This is a genomic window from Streptacidiphilus jiangxiensis, assembly GCF_900109465.1.
GTDB classification, from domain to species: domain Bacteria; phylum Actinomycetota; class Actinomycetes; order Streptomycetales; family Streptomycetaceae; genus Streptacidiphilus; species Streptacidiphilus jiangxiensis.
Window position 1 is genome coordinate 159,797 of sequence record NZ_FOAZ01000001.1, and the last position, 19,954, is coordinate 179,750.

The 19,954-nt window shown below is 70.1% G+C and carries 16 protein-coding genes; 11 read left to right on the forward strand and 5 right to left on the reverse strand.

Annotation, left to right across the window (positions count from 1 at the left end; genetic code table 11):
- Positions 1 to 49: 49 nt before the first annotated feature.
- Positions 50 to 1,441: a bifunctional glycosyltransferase family 2/GtrA family protein gene (locus BMY61_RS45790; RefSeq protein WP_174514458.1), complete on the forward strand. Its 1,392-nt coding sequence runs from the start codon at positions 50 to 52 to the stop codon at positions 1,439 to 1,441.
- A complete protein-coding gene (locus BMY61_RS45795; RefSeq protein ID WP_042442049.1) occupies positions 1,438 to 3,837 on the forward strand; it encodes a glycosyltransferase family 39 protein in 2,400 nt (799 codons plus the stop codon). The genes BMY61_RS45790 and BMY61_RS45795 overlap by 4 nt, the downstream gene beginning before the upstream one ends.
- 48 nt (positions 3,838 to 3,885) lie before the next feature.
- On the opposite strand, the gene BMY61_RS00710 is transcribed toward BMY61_RS45795, so the two are convergent.
- Complete coding sequence (locus BMY61_RS00710) at positions 3,886 to 4,617, reverse strand: phosphatase PAP2 family protein (protein ID WP_052438271.1); 732 nt, start codon at positions 4,615 to 4,617, stop codon at positions 3,886 to 3,888.
- 291 nt (positions 4,618 to 4,908) lie between these two features.
- On the opposite strand from BMY61_RS00710, the gene BMY61_RS00715 reads away from it, so the two are divergent.
- From BMY61_RS00715 to BMY61_RS00750, 8 genes are all read left to right on the forward strand, one after another.
- Positions 4,909 to 5,880, forward strand: coding sequence for a sigma-70 family RNA polymerase sigma factor (locus BMY61_RS00715; protein ID WP_042442050.1), 972 nt, complete (start codon positions 4,909 to 4,911; stop codon positions 5,878 to 5,880).
- A 178-nt stretch (positions 5,881 to 6,058) separates the two neighbouring features.
- Entirely contained in the window at positions 6,059 to 7,093 is a 1,035-nt protein-coding gene (locus BMY61_RS00720) for an MFS transporter (protein ID WP_143094114.1), read from the forward strand.
- Complete coding sequence (locus tag BMY61_RS00725; protein WP_042442052.1) at positions 7,090 to 9,408, forward strand: molybdopterin oxidoreductase family protein; 2,319 nt, start codon at positions 7,090 to 7,092, stop codon at positions 9,406 to 9,408. The genes BMY61_RS00720 and BMY61_RS00725 overlap by 4 nt, the downstream gene beginning before the upstream one ends.
- Positions 9,409 to 9,415: 7 nt before the next feature.
- Positions 9,416 to 10,066: a 4Fe-4S dicluster domain-containing protein gene (locus BMY61_RS00730; RefSeq protein ID WP_042442053.1), complete on the forward strand. Its 651-nt coding sequence runs from the start codon at positions 9,416 to 9,418 to the stop codon at positions 10,064 to 10,066.
- Positions 10,063 to 10,698 carry a QcrA and Rieske domain-containing protein gene (locus BMY61_RS00735; protein ID WP_042442054.1) on the forward strand — a complete coding sequence of 212 codons (636 nt, stop codon included), beginning with the start codon at positions 10,063 to 10,065 and terminating at the stop codon, positions 10,696 to 10,698. Before BMY61_RS00730 ends, BMY61_RS00735 begins: the two co-directional genes overlap by 4 nt.
- Before the next feature lie 6 nt (positions 10,699 to 10,704).
- The gene (locus BMY61_RS00740; protein WP_236655825.1) at positions 10,705 to 11,109 is read left to right on the forward strand and encodes a hypothetical protein; all 405 of its coding nucleotides are present in this window, start codon (positions 10,705 to 10,707) and stop codon (positions 11,107 to 11,109) included.
- A gap of 166 nt (positions 11,110 to 11,275) precedes the next feature.
- A complete protein-coding gene (locus BMY61_RS00745) occupies positions 11,276 to 12,676 on the forward strand; it encodes a NarK family nitrate/nitrite MFS transporter (RefSeq protein ID WP_042442055.1) in 1,401 nt (466 codons plus the stop codon).
- Between the two features lie 27 nt (positions 12,677 to 12,703).
- Positions 12,704 to 12,916, forward strand: a complete 213-nt coding sequence (locus BMY61_RS00750) for a hypothetical protein (RefSeq protein ID WP_042442056.1) — start codon at positions 12,704 to 12,706, stop codon at positions 12,914 to 12,916.
- A gap of 27 nt (positions 12,917 to 12,943) precedes the next feature.
- Here the strand turns inward: BMY61_RS00750 and mscL are convergent, their stop codons facing one another.
- From mscL to BMY61_RS00770, 4 genes are all read right to left on the reverse strand, one after another.
- Positions 12,944 to 13,375 (reverse strand): large conductance mechanosensitive channel protein MscL, encoded by a 432-nt coding sequence (gene mscL / locus BMY61_RS00755; protein WP_042442058.1) that lies wholly within the window; start codon positions 13,373 to 13,375, stop codon positions 12,944 to 12,946.
- A gap of 517 nt (positions 13,376 to 13,892) precedes the next feature.
- Complete coding sequence (locus BMY61_RS00760; RefSeq protein ID WP_042442059.1) at positions 13,893 to 14,759, reverse strand: S-methyl-5'-thioadenosine phosphorylase; 867 nt, start codon at positions 14,757 to 14,759, stop codon at positions 13,893 to 13,895.
- A 28-nt stretch (positions 14,760 to 14,787) separates the two neighbouring features.
- Positions 14,788 to 15,111: an FmdB family zinc ribbon protein gene (locus BMY61_RS00765; RefSeq protein ID WP_042442060.1), complete on the reverse strand. Its 324-nt coding sequence runs from the start codon at positions 15,109 to 15,111 to the stop codon at positions 14,788 to 14,790.
- 94 nt (positions 15,112 to 15,205) lie between these two features.
- The gene (locus tag BMY61_RS00770) at positions 15,206 to 16,705 is read right to left on the reverse strand and encodes a potassium/proton antiporter (protein ID WP_042442061.1); all 1,500 of its coding nucleotides are present in this window, start codon (positions 16,703 to 16,705) and stop codon (positions 15,206 to 15,208) included.
- A gap of 270 nt (positions 16,706 to 16,975) precedes the next feature.
- On the opposite strand from BMY61_RS00770, the gene BMY61_RS00775 reads away from it, so the two are divergent.
- The gene (locus tag BMY61_RS00775; RefSeq protein ID WP_042442062.1) at positions 16,976 to 19,816 is read left to right on the forward strand and encodes a penicillin acylase family protein; all 2,841 of its coding nucleotides are present in this window, start codon (positions 16,976 to 16,978) and stop codon (positions 19,814 to 19,816) included.
- The last annotated feature ends 138 nt before the right edge of the window (positions 19,817 to 19,954 follow it).

Below are 19,954 nucleotides of genomic sequence, written 5' to 3' on the forward strand. Positions count from 1 at the left end.
CTAATCGGCGCACAGGTGCAGCACAGCACCGCGCTCAAGAGTTCAGGGCATGAACCATTCGTCCGCGCCGGCGGCACACGCCGCCCCTCCCGTCGCAGGCCGGGACGGCACTCGCACCGAGCTGGTCGAGGTGGTCGTCCCCGTCTACAACGAGGAGCACGTCCTCGCCCCAAGCGTGCGCACCCTGCACGCCTACCTGCGTGAACACTTCCCGTACCCGTTCCGCATCACCATCGCCGACAACGCCAGCATCGACACCACCTGGCAGGTCGCCACCGCGCTCGCCGCGGAACTTCCCGAGGTGCGCGCCGTGCACCTGGACCAGAAGGGCCGGGGACGCGCCCTGCGTACCGTCTGGGGCAGCAGCGACGCCACTGTGGTGGCCTACATGGACGTGGATCTCTCCACGGGGCTCGAAGCCTTCCTCCCGCTGGTCGCCCCGCTGCTCTCGGGACACAGCGACCTCGCGATCGGCAGTCGGCTGCACCGCGGCTCGGCCGTGGTCCGCGGTCCCAAGCGCGAGTTCATCTCCCGCACCTACAACCTGCTGCTGCGCGCCACCCTGGCCGCCAAGTTCTCCGATGCCCAGTGCGGCTTCAAGGCCGCCCGCACCGACGTGGTGCAGGCCCTGCTCGCCGACGTCGAGGACCAGACCTGGTTCTTCGACACGGAGTTGCTGCTCCTCGCGGAGCGCAGCGGCCTGCGCATCCACGAGGTGCCCGTCGACTGGATCGACGACCCCGACAGCCGGGTCGACATCGTCCGTACGGTCAAGGACGACCTCAAGGGCATGTGGAGGGTCGGCAAGAAGGCCGCATTCGGAGCGACCCGCATGCCGGTGCCGCCGCGCGTGCTGCGCGCCGAACTGCCGACCGGCATGCGCTGGCAGCTCTCCAGCTTCGCCGTGATCGGCGTGGTCAGCACCCTGGCCTATCTCGGCCTCTACCTGCTGACCCGTCAGATGGCACCGGCGATCCTGGCCAACGCCTTCGCCCTGCTGGTCACCGCCGTCGCCAACACCGCCGCCAACCGCCGCTTCACCTTCGGCGTCACCGGCTCGCGCGACGCGCTGCGGCACCAGGTCGAGGGCGGTATGGCGTTCCTTCTCGGGCTGGTCCTGAGCACTCTCGCGCTCGCCGTCTCCCGGGTGGTCGCTCCCGGCGCCTCCCACGCCGCCGAGCTCGGCTGGCTCGTCGGCGCCAACGCACTCGCGACGGTGGTCCGCTTCGTGCTGCTGCGGGCTTGGGTGTTCAACCCGCAGCGCACCGCCAAGCACGCCCGCGAGGCCGACCTGTCCGAGCTCTCCGCCCTCACCACGAACCACCAGGGCGAACCGAGTCACCCGAACCATCTGACGTACCCGAACCACCCGACCTCCCCGAACCACCCGACCTACCCCCCGAACCCTTCGATCCACATGAACCAGGAGTCACGCCGGTGAGTGCCTACATCGACGCTCCGGCGGAGTCCTCCGCCGTCCCGCCCCATAGCCGCTCGGCCTCGCTACGAGCGCGTCGCGCACGCTGGGTCCGCCCGGCCTACTGGGGCAGTCTGATCCTGGCCGCATTGGTCTACTGCTACGGCCTGGGCCAGAACGGGAACGCCAACTCGTACTACGCGGCGGCCGTGCTCAGCGGCACCAAGAGCTGGTCCGCGATGTTCTACGGCTCGCTCGACGCGGGCAACTTCATCACGGTCGACAAGCCTCCCGTCGCGCTGTGGCTGATGGAGACCTCATGCCGGATCCTCGGCTTCGGCAGTTGGCAGATGCTGCTGCCGATCGCCGCCTGCGGAGTGGCGTCGGTGGCGGTCCTCTACAGCGCAGTCCGGCGCAGCTTCGGCACCGTCGCGGCCACCGTCGCCGCGGTCGTGCTGGCGCTGACCCCGATCACGGTGGCGATCAACCGCGACAACAACCCCGACCCGGTGCTGGTGCTCCTCACCGTCTCCGCCGCCTGGTTCTGCCTGGAGGCGATCCGGCGCGGCACCCTGCGGCACCTGGTGATCAGCGCCGTGCTGGTCGGCTTCGCGTTCAACACCAAGATGCTGCAGGCCTACATGGTCCTGCCGGCACTGTTCCTGGCCTACCTCTGGGCTGCCCGCGGCAGCTGGCTCGTCCGCGTCCGGAACCTGCTGGTCGCGGGAGTCGCCCTGATCGTCTCCAGCGGTTGGTGGATGGTGGTCGTCGACTCGATCAAGGGCCACCCGTTCATCGGCTCCAGCTCGGACGGCACGGTGTGGAACCTGGTCATCGGCTACAACGGCCTGGAGCGTGTGCTCGGCGCCAATGCCGGCAACGTGACCGGGAGCGGCAGCGGGACGGGCAGCGGTGCCGCGGCCCGGTTCGGCGGTGGCGGTGGCGCGGGTGGCGGGGGAGCCAACTTCGGTGGCACCTCCGGGGCGGGCCGGCTCTTCAACGACACCCTCGGCGGCCAGATCTCCTGGCTGATCCCCTTCGCCGTGATCGCCCTCGTCGGCGCCCTGGTGCTGCGCGGCCGACGCCGTCGGACCGATCTGCAGCGCGCCTCACTGCTGCTCTGGGGCATGTGGCTGCTGACCCACTACGTCGTCTTCAGCTTCTCCTCCGGCACGTTCCACCCCTACTACACGACCATGCTGGCCCCGCCGATCGCGGCGCTGACCGGTGCCGGCGGCACGATGCTGCTGCGCGCGCTGCGCTCGCCCTCTCGCAAGCCCGTCTGGGCGGCCGTCCTGCCGCTCGGCATCGCGGTCTCGGCGGTCTGGGCCGTGCTGCTGCTCCGGCGTTCCACGAGCTTCGCGCCGTGGCTGTGGCCGCTGGTGGTGGTGCTGGCGATCGGCGGCGTGGTCGCGCTGCTCGTCGCCCGGTTCGGGGCCGGTTCGGTCGCGACCGCCGTTCGCAAGCGCGTCCTCGCGGTCGGCGCCGTGGCCGCCGCGCTTGCTCTGGTCGCCGGACCCGCCGCCTACGCGGCGGACACGGTCACGGCCGGCGCCATCCAGGGCACCAACCCGACCGCCGGACCCTCCTCGGGCGACGGCTTCGGCGGCCCCGGCGGCGGCACGCGCGGCGGTTTCCCCGGCGGCATGCGCGGCGGTGAGCTCCCCGGTGGCATGGGCGGCTTCCCAGGCGGGACGTCGTCCGGCAGCTCCGCCGGTCAGTCGGGTCAGTCCGGCCAGGGGGGTCAGTCCGGCCAGTCCGGTCAGGGCGGTTTCGCGGGCGGTTTCCCGGGCGGTACGTCCGAGGGGACCTCCGGTGGTGCGGCCCCGGGGGGCAACGCCGCCGCAGGCGTCGCAGGCGGTGCGACCGGTGCCGACGGTGCGGGCGGCGCGCTGCCGGGTGGCACTGCCGGGACCTCCGGCGGCCTCGGGGACGCGACCGGCGGCGACGGCCGCACGCGCACCGGCGGCTTCGGCGGAGGTGGCTTCGGTGGCGGCATGGGCGGGACGGTCAGCTCGGCCCTCATGTCATACCTGGAGAAGAACCAGGGCAGTGCCACCTGGCTGGTCGCGGTCTCCAGCGCGCAGTCGGCGGCCGAGATGATCCTCCAGTCCGGCAAGCCGGTCATCGCGATGGGCGGCTTCACCGGCAGCGACCCGGCGATGACCCTGGCCAAGATGAAGTCGCTCATCGCCTCCGGAAAGCTCCGCTACGTGCTGCTCGGCTCCAGCGGCATGGGCGGCATGGGCGGTCCGGGCGGTGGCGACGCCAACAGCGCGGCGACCTCCTACGTGAAGTCCACCTGCACGGCGGTCAGCGCGTCGGCCTACGGCGGCACCTCGTCCTCCTCGTCCACCGCCTCGAGCACCTCTTCGTCCACCGCCTCGTCCGGCCAGACGCTCTACGAGTGCACCGGCTGACCCGGTTCTCACCCCGGCGTGAAAAGCCGACCCGGAGCGCGGGCCCGTCTAGAACGGGTCCGCGCTCTGGCGTCGAGCCTGCTGCCGCTGCACCCGCTCAGCGGAGCGGGAGGTCAGTCGGTGCAGTTCGGCTGCCCGCTGGTCGGGCCGCCAGGTGTCGAACGCCGCCGTCACAGCGCAGAGCGTGAAGCCCGCCAGCAGCCAACCGGCCACGACGTCGCTCGGCCAGTGCACGCCGAGCCCGATCCTGGTCCAGCTGACGAGCAGCACGAGCACGCCGGCGATCCCCGCCGTGAGCATCCGGGTTGTCCGAAGGCGTAGGTGCGGCCAGGCGATGACGACGAACAGTGGGATCACCGTCGCCGCGGTCATGGCGTGGCCAGAGGGGAAGGACCAGCCCGTCGCCGTGGACACGGGCTGGGGCAGTGCGGGTCGAGGGCGGGCGACGGCGGTCTTCACCGTGATCTCCAGTGCGCCCTGCACCAGGCCGCAGGTGGCCGCCCAGAGCGCGGCGATCCGTGCTCCGCGCCACCACAGCCACAGCACCATGGCACCGAGCGCCACTCGGAGGACCGTGGGCTCGAGTACCGAGCTGACGGTGCGCATCGACCCCGTCCAGGCCGCGTCATGCAGCGCAGTGGTGTGCAGGTGCCGGTCGACGACGAGGTCGAGATGGAGCAGCGAGCTCCAGCCGGCCTCGACCATCCCCAGCAGCACCCCGAACAGGGCCAGGCAGGCGCCTGCGCCCGCCCAGAGCCCCCACGGTTGCTTGTGCCGCACGCGCGCCACCTCCCCGGTCCCGGACGTCTTTCCCGTACCAGACTCACCGTGCGGGGAACTGTTACGGGGCGGACAATCGTCCCAGAGAGTGACAGAACCGGACGCCCGCCGCGCTGTGATCGAGCGATGACGCTCTGCTGATGATCGCGGGCGAACCGCACAGCATACTGCTACGTGCGAAGAAAAACACCGCTTCGGGAATGTTTCTTCGGACATCGTCGTTGACTCGTTACGTAAGCAGTTCCCAGGTACGGGCCAGCCAGGCCCGTCAGGTCACCCGAGGGAGTACGTATGGCCACCCGTGCCGTCGTCCGCGACAAGGCCGATCGGACGCGTACCGCGCGCCCGACCGCAGGTGAGGCCGACCGAGACCTCGTCGGTATGTACCTGGACGAGATCGCGCGCACCCCGCTGCTCGACGCGGCGCAGGAGGTCGAACTGTCGACCCGGATCGAGGCAGGCGTCTTCGCCGAGCAGTTGCTCGACGAGGGCGGGACGGCGGTCGGGGCGTCGGAGGACGAGCTGCGTGCCATAGCCGCCGACGGCCAGCGCGCCAAGGACGTCTTCATCCGCTCCAACCTCCGCCTCGTGGTCGCCGTCGCCCGCCGGTACCCGCGCAGCGGCCTGCCGCTGCTCGACCTCATCCAGGAGGGCAACGCCGGCCTGGTGCGCGCGGTGGAGAAGTTCGACTTCAGCAAGGGCTACAAGTTCTCCACCTATGCCACCTGGTGGATCCGCCAGGCGATCACCCGTTCCATCGCCGACCAGTCCCGCACGATCCGCCTGCCCGTCCACCTGGTGGAGGAGCTGGGCCGGATCCGTCGCGTCCAGCGCGAGAAGTCCAAGGAGCTGGGCCGTGAGGTCGAGCCGGCCGAGGTCGCCGCCGAGCTGGACACCACCGAGGACCGCATCAAGGACGTCCTGGACTGGGCACGCGACCCGGTCAGCCTCAACATGACCGTCGACGACGACGGCGAGACCCAGTTCGGCGACCTGGTGGAGGACACCGGGGCCACCTCGCCCGAGGACGCCGTCCTGGTCATGCTCCGCCGCGAGGAGCTGGACGCCCTGATCGACCGGCTCGACGACCGCACCGCCTCGATCATCCGTTCCCGCTACGGCATGGAGGACGGTCGGGAGCGGACCTTGACCGAGGTCGGCAAGCAGCACGGCCTGACCCGTGAGCGCATCCGCCAGATCGAGAAGCACGCGCTGGCGGAGCTCCGCAAGATCGCCGACCACTCGGGCTTCGAAGCCGCCTGAGCCCACCCCGCACCCCGAAACCACCAGCCCCAGCACCCGCCCCCGGGTGCTGGGGCTGTTCGGTGCAGACCCTTCCCGCGTTCGGCGCAATCGCTTTGTCGCTGAACTGCGAGATCAACTGACCCTCCCTAATGTCGCGAACAGGAGAGCGTAGGCGCTGCGACGGAGGGCGTGGTTCGTGGACAGACGGAAGCTGCAACAGCGAGCTGCCCTGGTGGGCGCTCTGGTCTCGTTGGCGCTGGTCGTGGCGATCGTGCTGGGCAGCCGGGGCCTGCGGGACTTCGACTCCGCGCTGTTGCCCTATGCCGTGGCGACGGTCTTCCTCGCCTTCGGCGTGGCCTACCGCTACACGATGTGGGTCAGCGAGCCGGCAGCCTGGCGGATGTTCCGCAAGGGGCTGCGCTCCGCCTTCTCGATGGAGAGCTTCAAGCGGGCCCCCACCGTACTGCCCCGGATGATCGCCACCTACCTCGGGTTCCAGAAGTTCCTGGGCGCCCGCAGCCACGCCCGCTGGGCCGCGCACCAGCTCATCTTCTGGGGCTGCCTGCTGGCCGCCGCGATCACCTTTCCGCTGACCTGGGGCTGGTTCACCTTCACCGCCTCCAGTGCCACCGGCCCCGGCTACGAGATGCGCCTGTGGGGCTTCAAGCTCTTCGGCTTCAACTCCAGCAGCGTCCTCGGCTGGGCCATGTTCCACGGGCTGGACCTGGCCGCCGTGCTCGTGATCGGCGGAGTGGGCTACTTCCTGTGGCGGCGGTACCACGACCGGGCCGCGATCACCGGGCAGCGCTTCGCCTACGACTTCCTGCCGCTGCTCGCGCTGCTGACCGTCTCCGTGACCGGCCTGCTGCTGACCTTCTCGGAGATCTTCCTGCACGGCGGCGGCTACGAGTTCCTCGCCGTGCTGCACATGGTCTCGGTGGTCTTCACCCTGGTCTACCTGCCCTTCGGCAAGTTCTTCCACATCATCCAGCGTCCCGCGGCCGTCGGCATGCAGCTGTTCAAGTTCAACTCCCGCAAGGCCGGGGAGCCGCTGTTCGCCTGCAAGCGCTGCGGCACCGAGATCGACACCGTCCCGGCCGTGGAGAACCTCCGCGGCACCATGCGCGACCTCGGGCTCGGCTTCGACGCCTGGGCCGAGTACTGCCCGCGCTGCAAGCGCGAACTGCGCGGCGGCGCCTACCTGACCGACGTGAAGCGGGGGTTCAAGTGACCGGCACCGACGCGGCCGCCCAGCAGAGGGTTTCCCTCGATCCGTCCGTGGCACCGCCCGGCACCCGGAACTTCCGCGATGCCGGTGGCATCCCGGCCGCTCTGTGGCGCGCCGACCAGACCAAGCAGACCCTGGTGCCGACGCACTGCTGCTTCTGCGGCGTCCAGTGCGGCATGTACCTGCGCGTCGACGAACACGGCAAGGTCTTCGGGGTCGAGCCGCGCAACCACGACATCAACCGCAGCCGACTCTGCCCAAAGGGCCTCAACGCCTACCAGCAGGTCAACCACCCCGACCGGCTCACCGCCCCGCTGATCCGCCGCAGCCGCGACGAGGAGTTCCGCGAGGCGAGCTGGGAGGAGGCCCTCGACTTCACCGTCGCCGAGATCCGCCGGATCCAGGCCGAGTTCGGTCGCGACGCCTTCGGCCTGCTCGGCGGCGCCAGCCTGTTCTCCGAGAAGACCTACCTGGTCGGCAAGTTCGCCCGCGTCGCGCTGCGCACCAAGCACGTCGACTACAACGGGCGGCTGTGCATGGTCAGCGCGGCCGGGGCGAACAAGCTCGCCTTCGGCATCGACCGGGCCGGGAACCCCTTCAGCGACATCCTGCTGACGAACTGCCTGCTGATCGCCGGCTCCAACGTCGGCGAGTGCTTCCCGGTCATGACCCAGTACCTGTGGGGCGCCCGCGACCGCGGCGCCACCCTCATCGTGGTCGACCCCCGCGAGACCGCGATCGCCCGTACCGCCGACATCCACGTGGCGCTGCGCTCCGGGACCGACGCGGCCTTCTTCAACGCCGTGCTGAACGTCGTCATCCGGGAGGGCTTGGCTGACGAGGCGTTCCTCGCCGAGCGCGCCACCGGCTGGGAGGAGGTCAAGCGGACGGTCTCCGCCTACACCCCCGAGCGTGCCGCCGAGATCTGCGGCATCCCCGCCGAGCAGGTCGTCCAGGTCGCCCGGATGTTCGCCGGCGCGGAGCGGGCGATGGCCTGGCACGCCCGCGGGATCGAGCACCACACCCAGGGCGTCGAGAACTGCCTGACCGTCATCAACCTGTGCACCGCCACCGGCAACCTCGGCAAGCCCGGCGCCGGTTACGGCACCATCACCGGCCAGGGCAACGGCCAGGGCGGCCGCGAGCACGGCCAGAAGTCGGACCTGCTGCCGGGCGGCCGATCCATCAACGACCCGGCGGCACGAGCCTGGATCTCGGACTTCTGGGGCATCAGGGAGGAGGACCTGCCGCAGGCCGGCACCTCCATGATGGAGATGGTCTGGCAGATGCAGCGCGAGGAGATCCGCGGCCTCGTCGGCATCTGCAACAACCCCTTCGTCTCCCTGCCGCACTACGCCACCGTCAAGGACGGCTACGACAAGCTCCAGTTCCACGCCCAGTTCGACTTCTTCCTCTCGGAGACGGCAGCCAACGCGCACGTGGTCTTCCCCGTCACCACCTGGGCCGAGGACGACGGCGTGATGGCCAACGCCGAGGCGCGCGTCGTCAAGCACAACAAGGCGCAGGACCCGCCGCCCGGAGTCCGCACCGACACCTGGGTGATGTGCGAGCTCGCCCGCCGCCTCGGCGCGGGGGACAAGTTCGACTTCGACACCTCCGAGCAGGTCTTCGACGAGCTGCGCGCGGCGTCCCGTGGTGCCGTCAACGACTACTACGGCATCACCTACGAGCGGTTGGAGCAGACCGGCGGCATTGCCTGGCCCTGTCCGGATCTGGACCACCCCGGCACCCCGCGGCTCTTCGCCGACGGCCGGACCTACCACCCGGACGGCAAGGTGCACATGCAGGTCGTCGAGTGGCACGAGCCCGCCGACGCCTTCGACGAGGACTACCCGATGCGGCTCACCACCGGACGGACCGTCGCGCACTACCTGTCCGGCAACCAGACCCGCCGGCTCGGCGCGCTGGTCGAGCAGACCCCACGGCCCTGGGCCGAGGTGCACCCCTCCCACGGCTATCGGACCGGAGACCCGGTCCGGGTCACCACCCGTCGCGGCAGCGAGGTCTTTCCCGCCCTGGTGACCGAGGCGATCCGCCCCGACCACGTCTTCGTCCCGTACCACTGGCCCGTACCGACGGCTGCCAACGCGCTGACCATCGACGCCCTGGACCCGCGCTCGAAGATCCCCGAGTACAAGGTCTGTGCCTGCCGGATCGAGCGCGCCGCCCACGTCGACGAGGTCCCGGCGCCGCCGACACCGCCGGGCCGCCCCGCCTATCCCGAGGCCCAGGCCTCGCGGACCACCACAAGGCCGCCGTCCTCCTCGCAGGGCCGCGGTACCGGAGAAGGGAGCTGACGCCGCCATGATGGGCCGCACCCTGTTCATCGATCCGGGCCGGTGCATCGGCTGTCAGGCCTGTGTCTCCGGCTGTCGCGAGTGCGATTCGCACCGGGGCAAGTCGATGATCCACCTGGACTACACCGACGAGGGCCGCTCGGTCGCCTCGCAGCCGACGGTCTGCATGCACTGCGAGGACCCGGTCGCGCCCTGCGCCGAGGTGTGCCCGGCCGAGGCCATCCTGATCACCCCCGACGGCGTGGTGCACGAGGCCGACCCGACCCGCTGCATCGGGTGCGCCAACTGTGTCAACGCCTGCCCGTTCGGGGTTCCCAAGATCGACCTTGAGGCGAAGCTCCAGCTCAAGTGCAACATGTGCTACGACCGCACGGAGCTGGGCCTGGCCCCCATGTGCGCGACCGTCTGCCCGACCGGCGCGCTGTTCTACGGAACCCTGGAGGAGCTCCAGGCCGACCGTCCCGGGGTCGCCGTGTCGAACTGGTTCGCCTTCGGGGACGTCGGGATCACCACCGGCGCCGCCATGGTCGTGCCCGATGGCCGCGACAGCCGCCCCGTTCCCGGCGGCCTGCCACTGGTCTCCGTCAACGGCCGGGACGTGCCCGGCGCCGGCGCCACCCGCGCCGCTGCCGAGCAGAGTGGAGGAGCGGTCGCATGACCGACGAGCAGCCCACCCCGGCACCGATGGACGACGCCACAGCCGAGGACCAGAGCCGACTGCACGACCGGCTCAGCGCCGACTCCCTGACCAGCCGCCGGAACTACCTCCGGGTCATGGCAACGGTCTCCGGCGGTCTTGTCGTCGGTTCCGTCGCCGTCTCGGCCGGCGTGCTGCCCCGGCACGGAGACGCGGCGGCCGCGGACGTGCAGCCGATGCGGGTGGCCGACCGGCTGCCCCGGGGTCGGGCGGTGACCTTCGCCTACCCCACCGAGCACGACCGCGCCATCGCCATCCGGCTCCAGGACGGCACTCTGGTCGGCTACTCCACCGTCTGCACCCACCTGGCGTGCGGGGTGCTGTGGCGTGAGGACCGCGGCACGGAAGGGGAGCTGTACTGCCCCTGCCACGAAGGCGCCTTCGAGCCGCGGGAGGGAGCGGTGGTGCAAGGCCCGCCGCCTCGCGGCCTGCCCAAGGTGCTGCTGGCGGAACGGGCCGATGGCAGCGTCTGGGCCATCGGCACCGCCTACTCAGACGAGAGCCGGCTCCACGCGGCCTGCCGCGAGCTGAACGCCAAGGACCTGGGCATCCGCCTCGGCCACGTGGCCTGCCCCAATTCCGCGAGGAGCTGAGCTGCCATGGCACATCCGGCCGACCGTCCCGACGAGTTCAGGACCGAACCCGGCTCCGGAACCGCAGCCGCCTGGAGCTCCCCGGGCAGCGCCGAGCCCCGGCTCAACCGCCCGGTGGCGGAGCGGTATCCGCAGATCCGTCCGACCAGCGGCTACGGCGACTTCCGCATCCGGCACAGCGGCCCGGGCCCCGGGGCGGGCACCGACCACGACCCCGAACGCTCGGCGATGCTCACCGGCCGGCTCGTCGTGGTGCTCAGTGTCGTCGCCGGTCAGCTCTGGGCGCTGGGCGTCGGTGTCGACGCCTGGATGCAGGGCCACACCTCGACCGCCTGGTGGTGCACGGGCTTCGAGGGACTGTCCTTCCTCGTCGCCTTGGCCGCCTGGCGTTTCGGCCCCAGCGACCACTGACCCTGGCACCGCTGCGCCGGCACCACGACCCCGAGGCACCGACTCCGAGGCACTGCCCCCGAGGCACTGACCCCGGGGCAACGACCTCGACACCGCGGGCCTGACACCGCTGACTCCGACGAGACCCGACCGCACCACTACCTGACGAAACCAGGAGCCGACCGAGATGACGGTGACCCAGGACCGAGGCCGGGCCGACACCTACAGACCCGGGACGACCATCAACGAATGGCATCCGGAGGACCCGTCCTTCTGGCGAACCACCGGTTCCAAGGTGGCCTCGCGGAATCTGTGGGTCTCGGTGCCGGCGCTGATGCTGGCCTTCGTGGTCTGGCAGGTCTGGTCGGTGACGGTGGTGCAGCTGAGCAAGGTGGGTTTCACCTTCTCGGAGTCGCAGAAGTTCTGGCTCACCGCCATCCCCGGGCTCACCGGCGGGCTCGGACGCCTCTTCTACACCTTCATCGGCCCGGTCGTCGGCGAGCGGCGCTTCACCGCGTTCAGCACGATCATCCTGGTGGGCCCGCTGCTCTGGCTCGGCTTCGCGGTGCAGCACCCGTCCACGCCCTACGGCGTGATGGTCGTCATCGCGGCCCTGTGCGGTATCGGCGGGGCCAACTTCTCGTCCTCGATGGCCAACATCGGATTCTTCTACCCCAAGCAGAAGAAGGGCAACGCGAACGGCATCAACGGCGGCCTGGGCAATATGGGCGTCAGCGTGGTGCAGTTGCTGGCCCCGTTGGTGATCACGGCGGGCATCCTCGGCGCGCCGGCCGGCAGCCCTCAGCACAAGAAGGGTGGGGGCGACGTCTGGCTGCAGAACAGCGCCTTCCTCTGGATCCCACTCCTGGTGATCATGGCGCTGCTTGCCTGGTTCCTCATGAACGACCTCAAGGTCGCGGCCGCCCCGTTCAGCCAGCAGAAGATCATCTTCAAGCGCAAGCACAACTGGCTGATGACTTTGCTCTACGTGGGCACGTTCGGGTCGTTCATCGGCTTCGCCTCGGCCCTGCCCAACCTGATCAACAACACGTTCACCAGTTACTCGGCCACCACCTACGCCTGGATCGGTCCATTCCTGGGCGCGCTGTTCCGGTGGGTGGGCGGCTGGATCTCCGACAAGGTCGGCGGTGCGCGCTGCACGATCATCTCGTTCGTCGGCATGGCCGCCTCACTGATCGTGGTTGTCAACGCGGTGCCCTCGGGAAGCGACAAGGGCAATTTCTGGGTCTTCTACATCGGCTTCCTGTGCGCGTTCGTCTTCTCGGGAATCGGCAACGGGTCGACGTTCCGGCAGATTCCGGTGATCTTCCTCAATCACCACCGGGCCGCTGCGGCCGGAAAGGGTGAGGCGGCGCTGGCGGAAGCCCAGAAGCAGGCGGAGATGGAATCCGGTGCGGTGATCGGCTTCAGCGCCGCCATCGCGGCTTTCGGGTTCTTCTTCATCCCCGCAATGTTCGCGATCTTCGAGGTCACTGCCTCGCTGTGGGTGTTCGTCGCGTACTACGCCCTCTGTCTGGGCGTGTGCTGGTGGTACTACGCCCGGTCCGGGGCCGAGGCCCCGAGCTGACCGGTCCGGTTCGCCTACCCTGGACGTGTGAGTGGTGGCGAGCAGCGGAGCACGGGGCAGGACGGCGTGCCGGACGAGAAGAGCGACGAGAAGGCCAGGCGCAGGATCGTCTTCGACGATCCGACGAGCGGCCGAAGCCGGGACGATTCAGACGCCGGCTGGGGCCGGGAGCGCGGCGAGGGCTCGCGGGACCGCGACTGGTACCTGAGCGAGACCCCGCCGCACCACGGGGAGAAGTGACGGGGGAGTGGTGCGGTCGAGCCGGCGTCAGCCGCGCTGGGAGACGAGCAGGTCGCGAATCTCGCCGAGGATCTGCACCTCGCTGACCTCGGGCGACTTGGCCTCCTGAGCCGGCACCTCCTTCTTGGCCATGTAGCGCTTCATGAAAGCGTTCATGGGCAGAACGAGGCAGAAGTAGACGACGGCCGCCGTGATCAGGAAGCTGAGTACGGCGCCGAGGACCGAACCCCACTGGATCAGGATGCCGTCGACCTTGCCGGTCGCCTTGTCCACCAGGCAGGTGCCCTTGAGACAGGTCGAGTACGCGTTGAGGTCCTGAGTGCCGAATGCGCCGACCACCGGGTTGATGACGCCGTCGACGATCGAGTTGATGACCTTGGTGAACGCGGCGCCGATGACCACGGCCACCGCCAGGTCCACGACGTTGCCGCGGAGCAGGAATGCCTTGAAGCCCTTCATGGGCACCGGAAACTACGGCAGTTCCGGGGGTTCCTCGGTCCACGGGGAATTCACCCGTGCGGAGCCGTGGCCGCGGGGGCGTGGGGCGCCACCTGAGGAAACGTTCCGGAAGCGGGGTGGGAGCGCGCACCCGCGGCCGCAACCTTTTCACCCGAACCGGGGAACTGTCGCAAGGACCCGACGGCCAGGGTCGTCGCCGCGACGATGAATCCGGCCGTGATCGGACCGGGGCGCCGTCGCACCGGCGTGGGCAGCCGATGCCGGCCCCGGCCGGCGAAGATCGGCGGGAACGAGGCGATGCAGTAGGTGGGTGGGATCGAGAGGGACACGGTGACCTCCGGCGCGGGGGACCCCGGAGCGGGATCCGCTGTGACCACCACGCTGCCCCGGCCCTGTCGCACCGCCAAGCAGGGCCTGCCCAGCCTGTGGACAACTCGCCCCTGTGGAAAACCTATCCACGGTCGAGTGAAGCCGGGCGAAAGGGCTTCCGCGCCGGCTTCCAGGCCTCCTAGGCTGCTCAGCGGGAGATCGGTTCCACTCCCAGGCCGGTGGTCATCCCGTCCAGCGCGTGAACGCAGATGCACTCGCGTTCCTCCGCAGCGGGCAGGCCCGCCACCGTGGCCGCCAGGACCGTGCGCAAGCGGTCGATGTTGCGGCCGAACTCGGCCAGGACCTCTGCGTGTGTCACGCCCTGGCCTGTCTCCACACCCGCGTCGAGGTCCGTGACCAGCGCGAGCGAGGTGTAGCACAGCGACAGCTCGCGAGCGAGCACGGCCTCCGGGTGTCCCGTCATCCCCACCACCGACCAGCCCTGGGAGCTGTACCAGCGCGACTCGGCCCGAGTGGAGAAGCGGGGGCCTTCGATCACCACCATGCTGCCGCCGTCGACGGGCGGCCAGCCCGAGGCACGGGCACCGGCGATGGCCGCCGCCCGGCCGCGCGGGCAGTAGGGATCGGCGGCGGAGACATGGACCACCTCAGGGGTGATCCCGTCGGCTCGGGTCCGGCCGTCGTAGTACGTCTGGACCCGGCCGGAGGTCCGGTCCACCATCTGATCGGGGACGAGCAGCGTGCCGGGGCCGTACTGCGGGCGAAGACCGCCCGTCGCGCAGGGGCCGAGCACCTGCCGTACCCCGAGCGAGCGCAGGGCCCAGAGGTTCGCCCGATAGTTGATCGCGTGCGGCGGGATCCTGTGGGCCCGGCCGTGGCGCGGGAGAAACGCCACACGGCGCCCCGCGAACTCACCTACCAGGAGGGAGTCGCTCGGAGCGCCGTAGGGGGTGTCGACGTCGACCTCGTCGAGGTCGTCCACGAGGGCGTAGAGCCCCGTGCCGCCGATGATGCCGATCTCGGCCGTGGCCGCGGCTGCTGACTGGTCTGCCATGCGCCGCAGCGTAGCCCGGCGGATCGGGTCAGGCGGCGGAACCGGACGAACCGGACGAGGACGTCGAGGAGCTCGAGGACGAGCTCGACGAGCCGGTGGAGCCGGAGGTCGACGGGGTCGTCGACGAGGACGAGCCGCTCGAGGTGGAGTTCGAGGAGATGCTGCTGCTCGACGAGGAGCGGCTGTCGGTCCGGTAGAAGCCGGAGCCCTTGAAGACCACGCCCACGGCGGAGAAGATCTTGCGCAGCTTGCCGCCGCACTCGGGGCACTCGGTCAGCGCGGCGTCCGTGAACTTCTGGACGGCCTCGAGGCCGTTGCCGCACGCGGTGCACTGGTACTGGTACGTCGGCACTTGTTTCCTCCTGGCACTCTAAGGCTGTGAGTGCTAACGATCCTCAATGATGCGGTATTCCTGGTCGATAAGTCCACTGATCCGGATGTGAGGCTCAGTACTCTCCGCGGGTCCCGCTCAGCCAGCCTGCCAGCTTGCCGCCCCGGTCCACGGCCCGCAGCCGCCGTTCGGCCCGGTCGCGGACCTGGTCGGTGGCGACCACGAGAAGGTCGTCGCCGTGCCGCAGCGCGGTCGTCGGGCCGGGCACGAAACTGGACCCCTCCCGCACGACGAGCGTCACCGCCGCGCCCTTCGGCAGACGCAGCTCGCTCGCCTCGACGCCGGCCAGCCGCGACTCCGGGCCGACCGTGACCGAGAGCAGGTGCCCGTGGAGCCGCTCCAGAGGAGCGGACTCGACCGCCAGGTCGTCGGCGTGCGCGGCATCCGAGATCCGCAGGACCTTCGCCACCAGGGGCAGCGTCGGCCCCTGGATCAGGGTGAACACCACGACCAGCAGGAACACGGTGTTGAACAGCTGGCCCGCACCGGGGACCGCGTGCACGACCGGGATGGTCGCCAGCACGATGGGAACCGCCCCGCGCAGCCCCGCCCAGCTCAGCAGGGCCTGCTCACGCCACGCCACCCGGAACGGGGAGAGCGTCAGCAGTACCGAGAGCGGCCGGGCGACCAGCACCAGCACCAGGCCGACGACCAGGGCCGGGACGACGGCGTCCGCCATCGTGTGCGGGTCCACCAGCAGGCCCAGCATCACGAACATGCTGATCTGCGCGATCCACGCGAGCCCCTCGGCGAAGCCCCGGGTGGCCGGGCCGTGCGGCAGCCTGGCGTTGCCCAGGACCAGGGCGCTGATGTACACGGCCAGGAAGCCGGAGCCGTGCAGCAGCGACCCGCCCGCATAGGCGAGGAGGGTGAGCGCGACGACCGCGATCGGATAGAGGCCGGAGGAGGGCAGCGCCACGTGGCGCAGGGCCAAGGCGCCCAGCCTTCCGACCGTGAGCCCTACTGCCGACCCGATGGCCAGCTCCAGCAGCACGGTGCCGACCAGAACCCACCACGAGTCGATCGGGCCGGCCGTCGCGAAGGCCACGGCGAGGATCACCACCGGGGCGTCGTTGAAGCCGGACTCGGCCTCCAGCAGCCCGCTCAGCCGGGCGGGCAGGGGCACGCGGCGCAGCACCGAGAACACCGCGGCGGCGTCCGTCGAGGAGACGACCGCGCCCATCAGCAGCGCGATCCGCCAGTCGCTGCCGGTCAGCAGGTGCGCACCGATGGCCACGACGCCGACGCTGATCGCCGTGCCGACGGTCGCCAGCACGGCCGCTGCGGGGACGGCGGGTCGGATGTCGTGCCAGCGGGTGCCGAGCCCACCCTCGGCCAGGATCACGACCAGCGCCGCATAGCCGAGTACCTGGGCGAGTTGGGCGTCGTTGAAGGTGATGTCGGCGATGCCGTCCTGGCCGAGCAGGACGCCGATCCCCAGGTAGACGAGCAGGCTGGGCAGCCCGCTGCGGGAGGAGAGCCGGACTGCCGCCACGGCCACCAGCAGTACCAGCGAGAACAGCAGGAGCAGCAGGTCGAGCCGGTGGACGGACACGCAGGGGCACCTCGCGCTGCAGAATCGATGCTTCCACTTGTTTGGAGCAAGATTTTACCGTTCCGGCTCTTGGAGCTCCTGGCTCGTCCAAGGGCTGGGCACCCGGGGAGCGGTCCCACGGGCCCCACGGAGTCCCGTCGGCACGGTGCGTCCCGGGCGCCCCGGCCAACGCCCGCGCGCCATGGGTTCCGCTTCGGGTGTTAGCGTCAGCACCGCCGCCTTGCCCGGTGGCCCCTCGCGGTACAGTCACTGCCCCTCACAAGGACCCTGATGCCCCGCTCCAAGAAGTTCCGCCGCCTGCGCCTCATGGTGGTGCTGGTCGTGCTGCTGTTGGTGGCCGGTGTCGCGCTCGGCGGCTGGTACGGCGTGCACCAGGTGCACGCCTCCGAGCCGCAGACCACCGGCAGCATCCACCTCCAGGGCCTCTCCGGCCCGGTCGACGTCGTCCGGGACGACAAGGGCATCCCCCAGGTCTATGCCTCGAGCGCCCAGGACCTGTTCATGGCCCAGGGGTACGTGCAGGCGCAGGACCGGTTCTGGCAGATGGACGTGAACCGCCACATCACCTCCGGCACGCTCGCCTCGATGTTCGGCTCCGGCCAGGTGCAGACGGACGCGTTCATCCGCACCATGAACTGGCGCGGCGTGGCTCAGAAGGAGTGGGACCAACAGCTCTCGGCGTCCACGAAGGCGTATCTGCAGGCCTACAGCGACGGCGTCAACGCCTGGCTGAAGGACCACCCGGGCGGCGCCGGCGCGTCGCTGGAGTACGCCCTGCTCGGCACCGTCTACGGCGGCTACAAGCCCGCGCAGTGGACGCCGGTCGACTCGATCTCCTGGCTCAAGGCGATGGCCTGGGACCTGAGCGGCAACATGCAGCAGGAGATCGACCGCTCCCTGCTGGCGGGGACCCTCTCCACCCAGCAGATCGCCGAGTTGTACCCCGAGTACCCCCTGTCCAACGGCACGATCATCGCCAAGGCCGGGACGGTCAACAAGGCCGGCAACAAGTACACGCCCGGTGACGGGCTGAAGACGCCCACCGGCGGCTCCGCGGGGACCGGCACGACCGGGGCGAACACCGGCTCCGCCACCGTTCCGGCCTCCTACCGGACGGCCGGCGGCAAGCCCGCCGCAGAGGGTGCGCAACAGGCGGCGCAGGCGCTCGCCGACAACGTCGCCGTCCTGCCGACCATGCTCGGCAGGCCCGGCGCGGCCGGCATCGGCTCGAACTCCTGGGTCGTCGACGGCAGCCACACCACCACGGGCAAGCCCCTGCTGGCGAACGACCCGCACCTGGCCCCGGGCATCCCGTCCATCTGGTACCAGATGGGTCTGCACTGCAACACCGTCAGCGCGCAGTGCCCCTTCGACGTCACCGGCTTCACCTTCCCGGGCATGCCGGGCGTGATCATCGGTCACAACCAGAACATCGCCTGGGGCTTCACCAACCTCGGCGCCGACGTCCAGGACCTGTACCTGGAGCAGGTCAACAGCGACGGCACCTACCTGCTCGACGGCAAGAACCAGCCCTTCATCACCCGCCAGGAGACCATCAAGGTGGCGGGCGGCTCGGACCAGACGATCACGGTCCGCAGTACCAAGGACGGCATGCCGATCATCTCCGACCACAGCACGCAGGAGCAGAGCGTCGGGGCTGACGCCCCTGTCGACGGCTCGGCCCCGCCGCGCGGCGGCGGCTACGCCATCGCGCTCAAGTGGACGGCGCTGATTCCGAACAAGACCATGGACGCGGTCTTCGAGCTGGACAAGGCGAGCAATTTCGGTGAGTTCCGCGGTGCGGCCAAGGACTTCTCCGTCCCCGCGCAGAACCTGATCTACGCCGACACCCAGGGGCACATCGGATACCAGATGCCCGGTGACATCCCGATCCGGCCCACGGTCGCCGGGAGCACGTCCGACGGCAGCTACCCGCAGCCCGGTTGGGACTCCCACTACGCGTGGGAGAAGGAATCGCCGACGTCCGACCAGCCGAAGTTCGTCGACTTCGGCGCCCTGCCCTGGGAAGAGGACCCGAGCTCGGGCTACATCGTGACGGCCAACCAGGCGGCCGTGGATCCCGGGAAGTACCCCTACCTGATCACCAAGGACTGGGACTACGGGACCCGCGCCAAGCAGATCAGCACGCTGATCCAGGGCAAGCTGGCCGGCGGCGGCAAGATCTCGCCGGAGGACATGGCGTCGATCCAGCTCGACGACACCAGCGTCTTCGCCAAGACCCTCGTGCCCTACCTGCTCAACATCCCGATGACCGAGCCGTACTACAAGCAGGCGCAGGACCTGCTGCGCGGCTGGAACGACGAGCAGGACTCCGGCTCGGCCGCCGCCGCTTACTACAACGCGGTCTGGTCGAATCTGCTCCACCTGGCCTTCGACCAGAAGTTCCCCGCCGAGGTCCGCAGCACCACCGACTGCATCATGGTGATCCCCGCCGACAAGGCCGGCATCCCGCAGGACGACGTCAACGGCAAGGCCCAGCGTGTGCGCACCTGCGGTCTGCGCGACGACGCGACGGCGCAGCCGGACGGCAGCGACCAGTGGACCACCGTGGTCGGTTCGCTGCTGACCCACCCCACCGACCAGTGGTGGAACTGGACGGACAGCAACGGCAACCAGATGCAGGGCCGCGACAGCCTCCTCAAGGAGGCCATGATCGACGCTCGTAAGCAGCTGACCTCGCTGATGGGCAAGGACATCAGCGGCTGGAGCTGGGGCCGGATCCACACCCTGGAGCTCCAGGAGCGCACGCTGGGCACGGACAACTCCTCGATCGCCTCGGGAGTCGTGCACTGGCTGCTCAACCGCGGCCCGTACCAGCTGAACGGAGGCAGCGCCGCCGTCGACGCGGCCAGCTGGAACGCGGCCAACGGCTACACCGTCGACGAGGCGCCGTCCATGCGGATGGTGGTCGACCTGTCCGACTTCGACTCCTCGCACTGGATCAACATCGGTGGGTCCTCGGGGCACGCGTTCGATGCGCACTACGACGACCAGATGCAGATGTGGGTCGACGGAGAGCTGCTGACCTGGTCGTACACGCGCCAGGCGGTTGCGGCGACGTCCAAGGACAAGCTGACCCTGACGCCGTAGCGACGGTGCCCGGGCGCTTGGGCCCGGCACGACCCCGGCACGCTCCGTGGCGCGGGAACCCGATCGGGTTCCCGCGCCACGGGCGTTCCCGGACACGAACTGGAGGCCTCCCACGGTGGCGGCGGGCCGGCGGCCCGC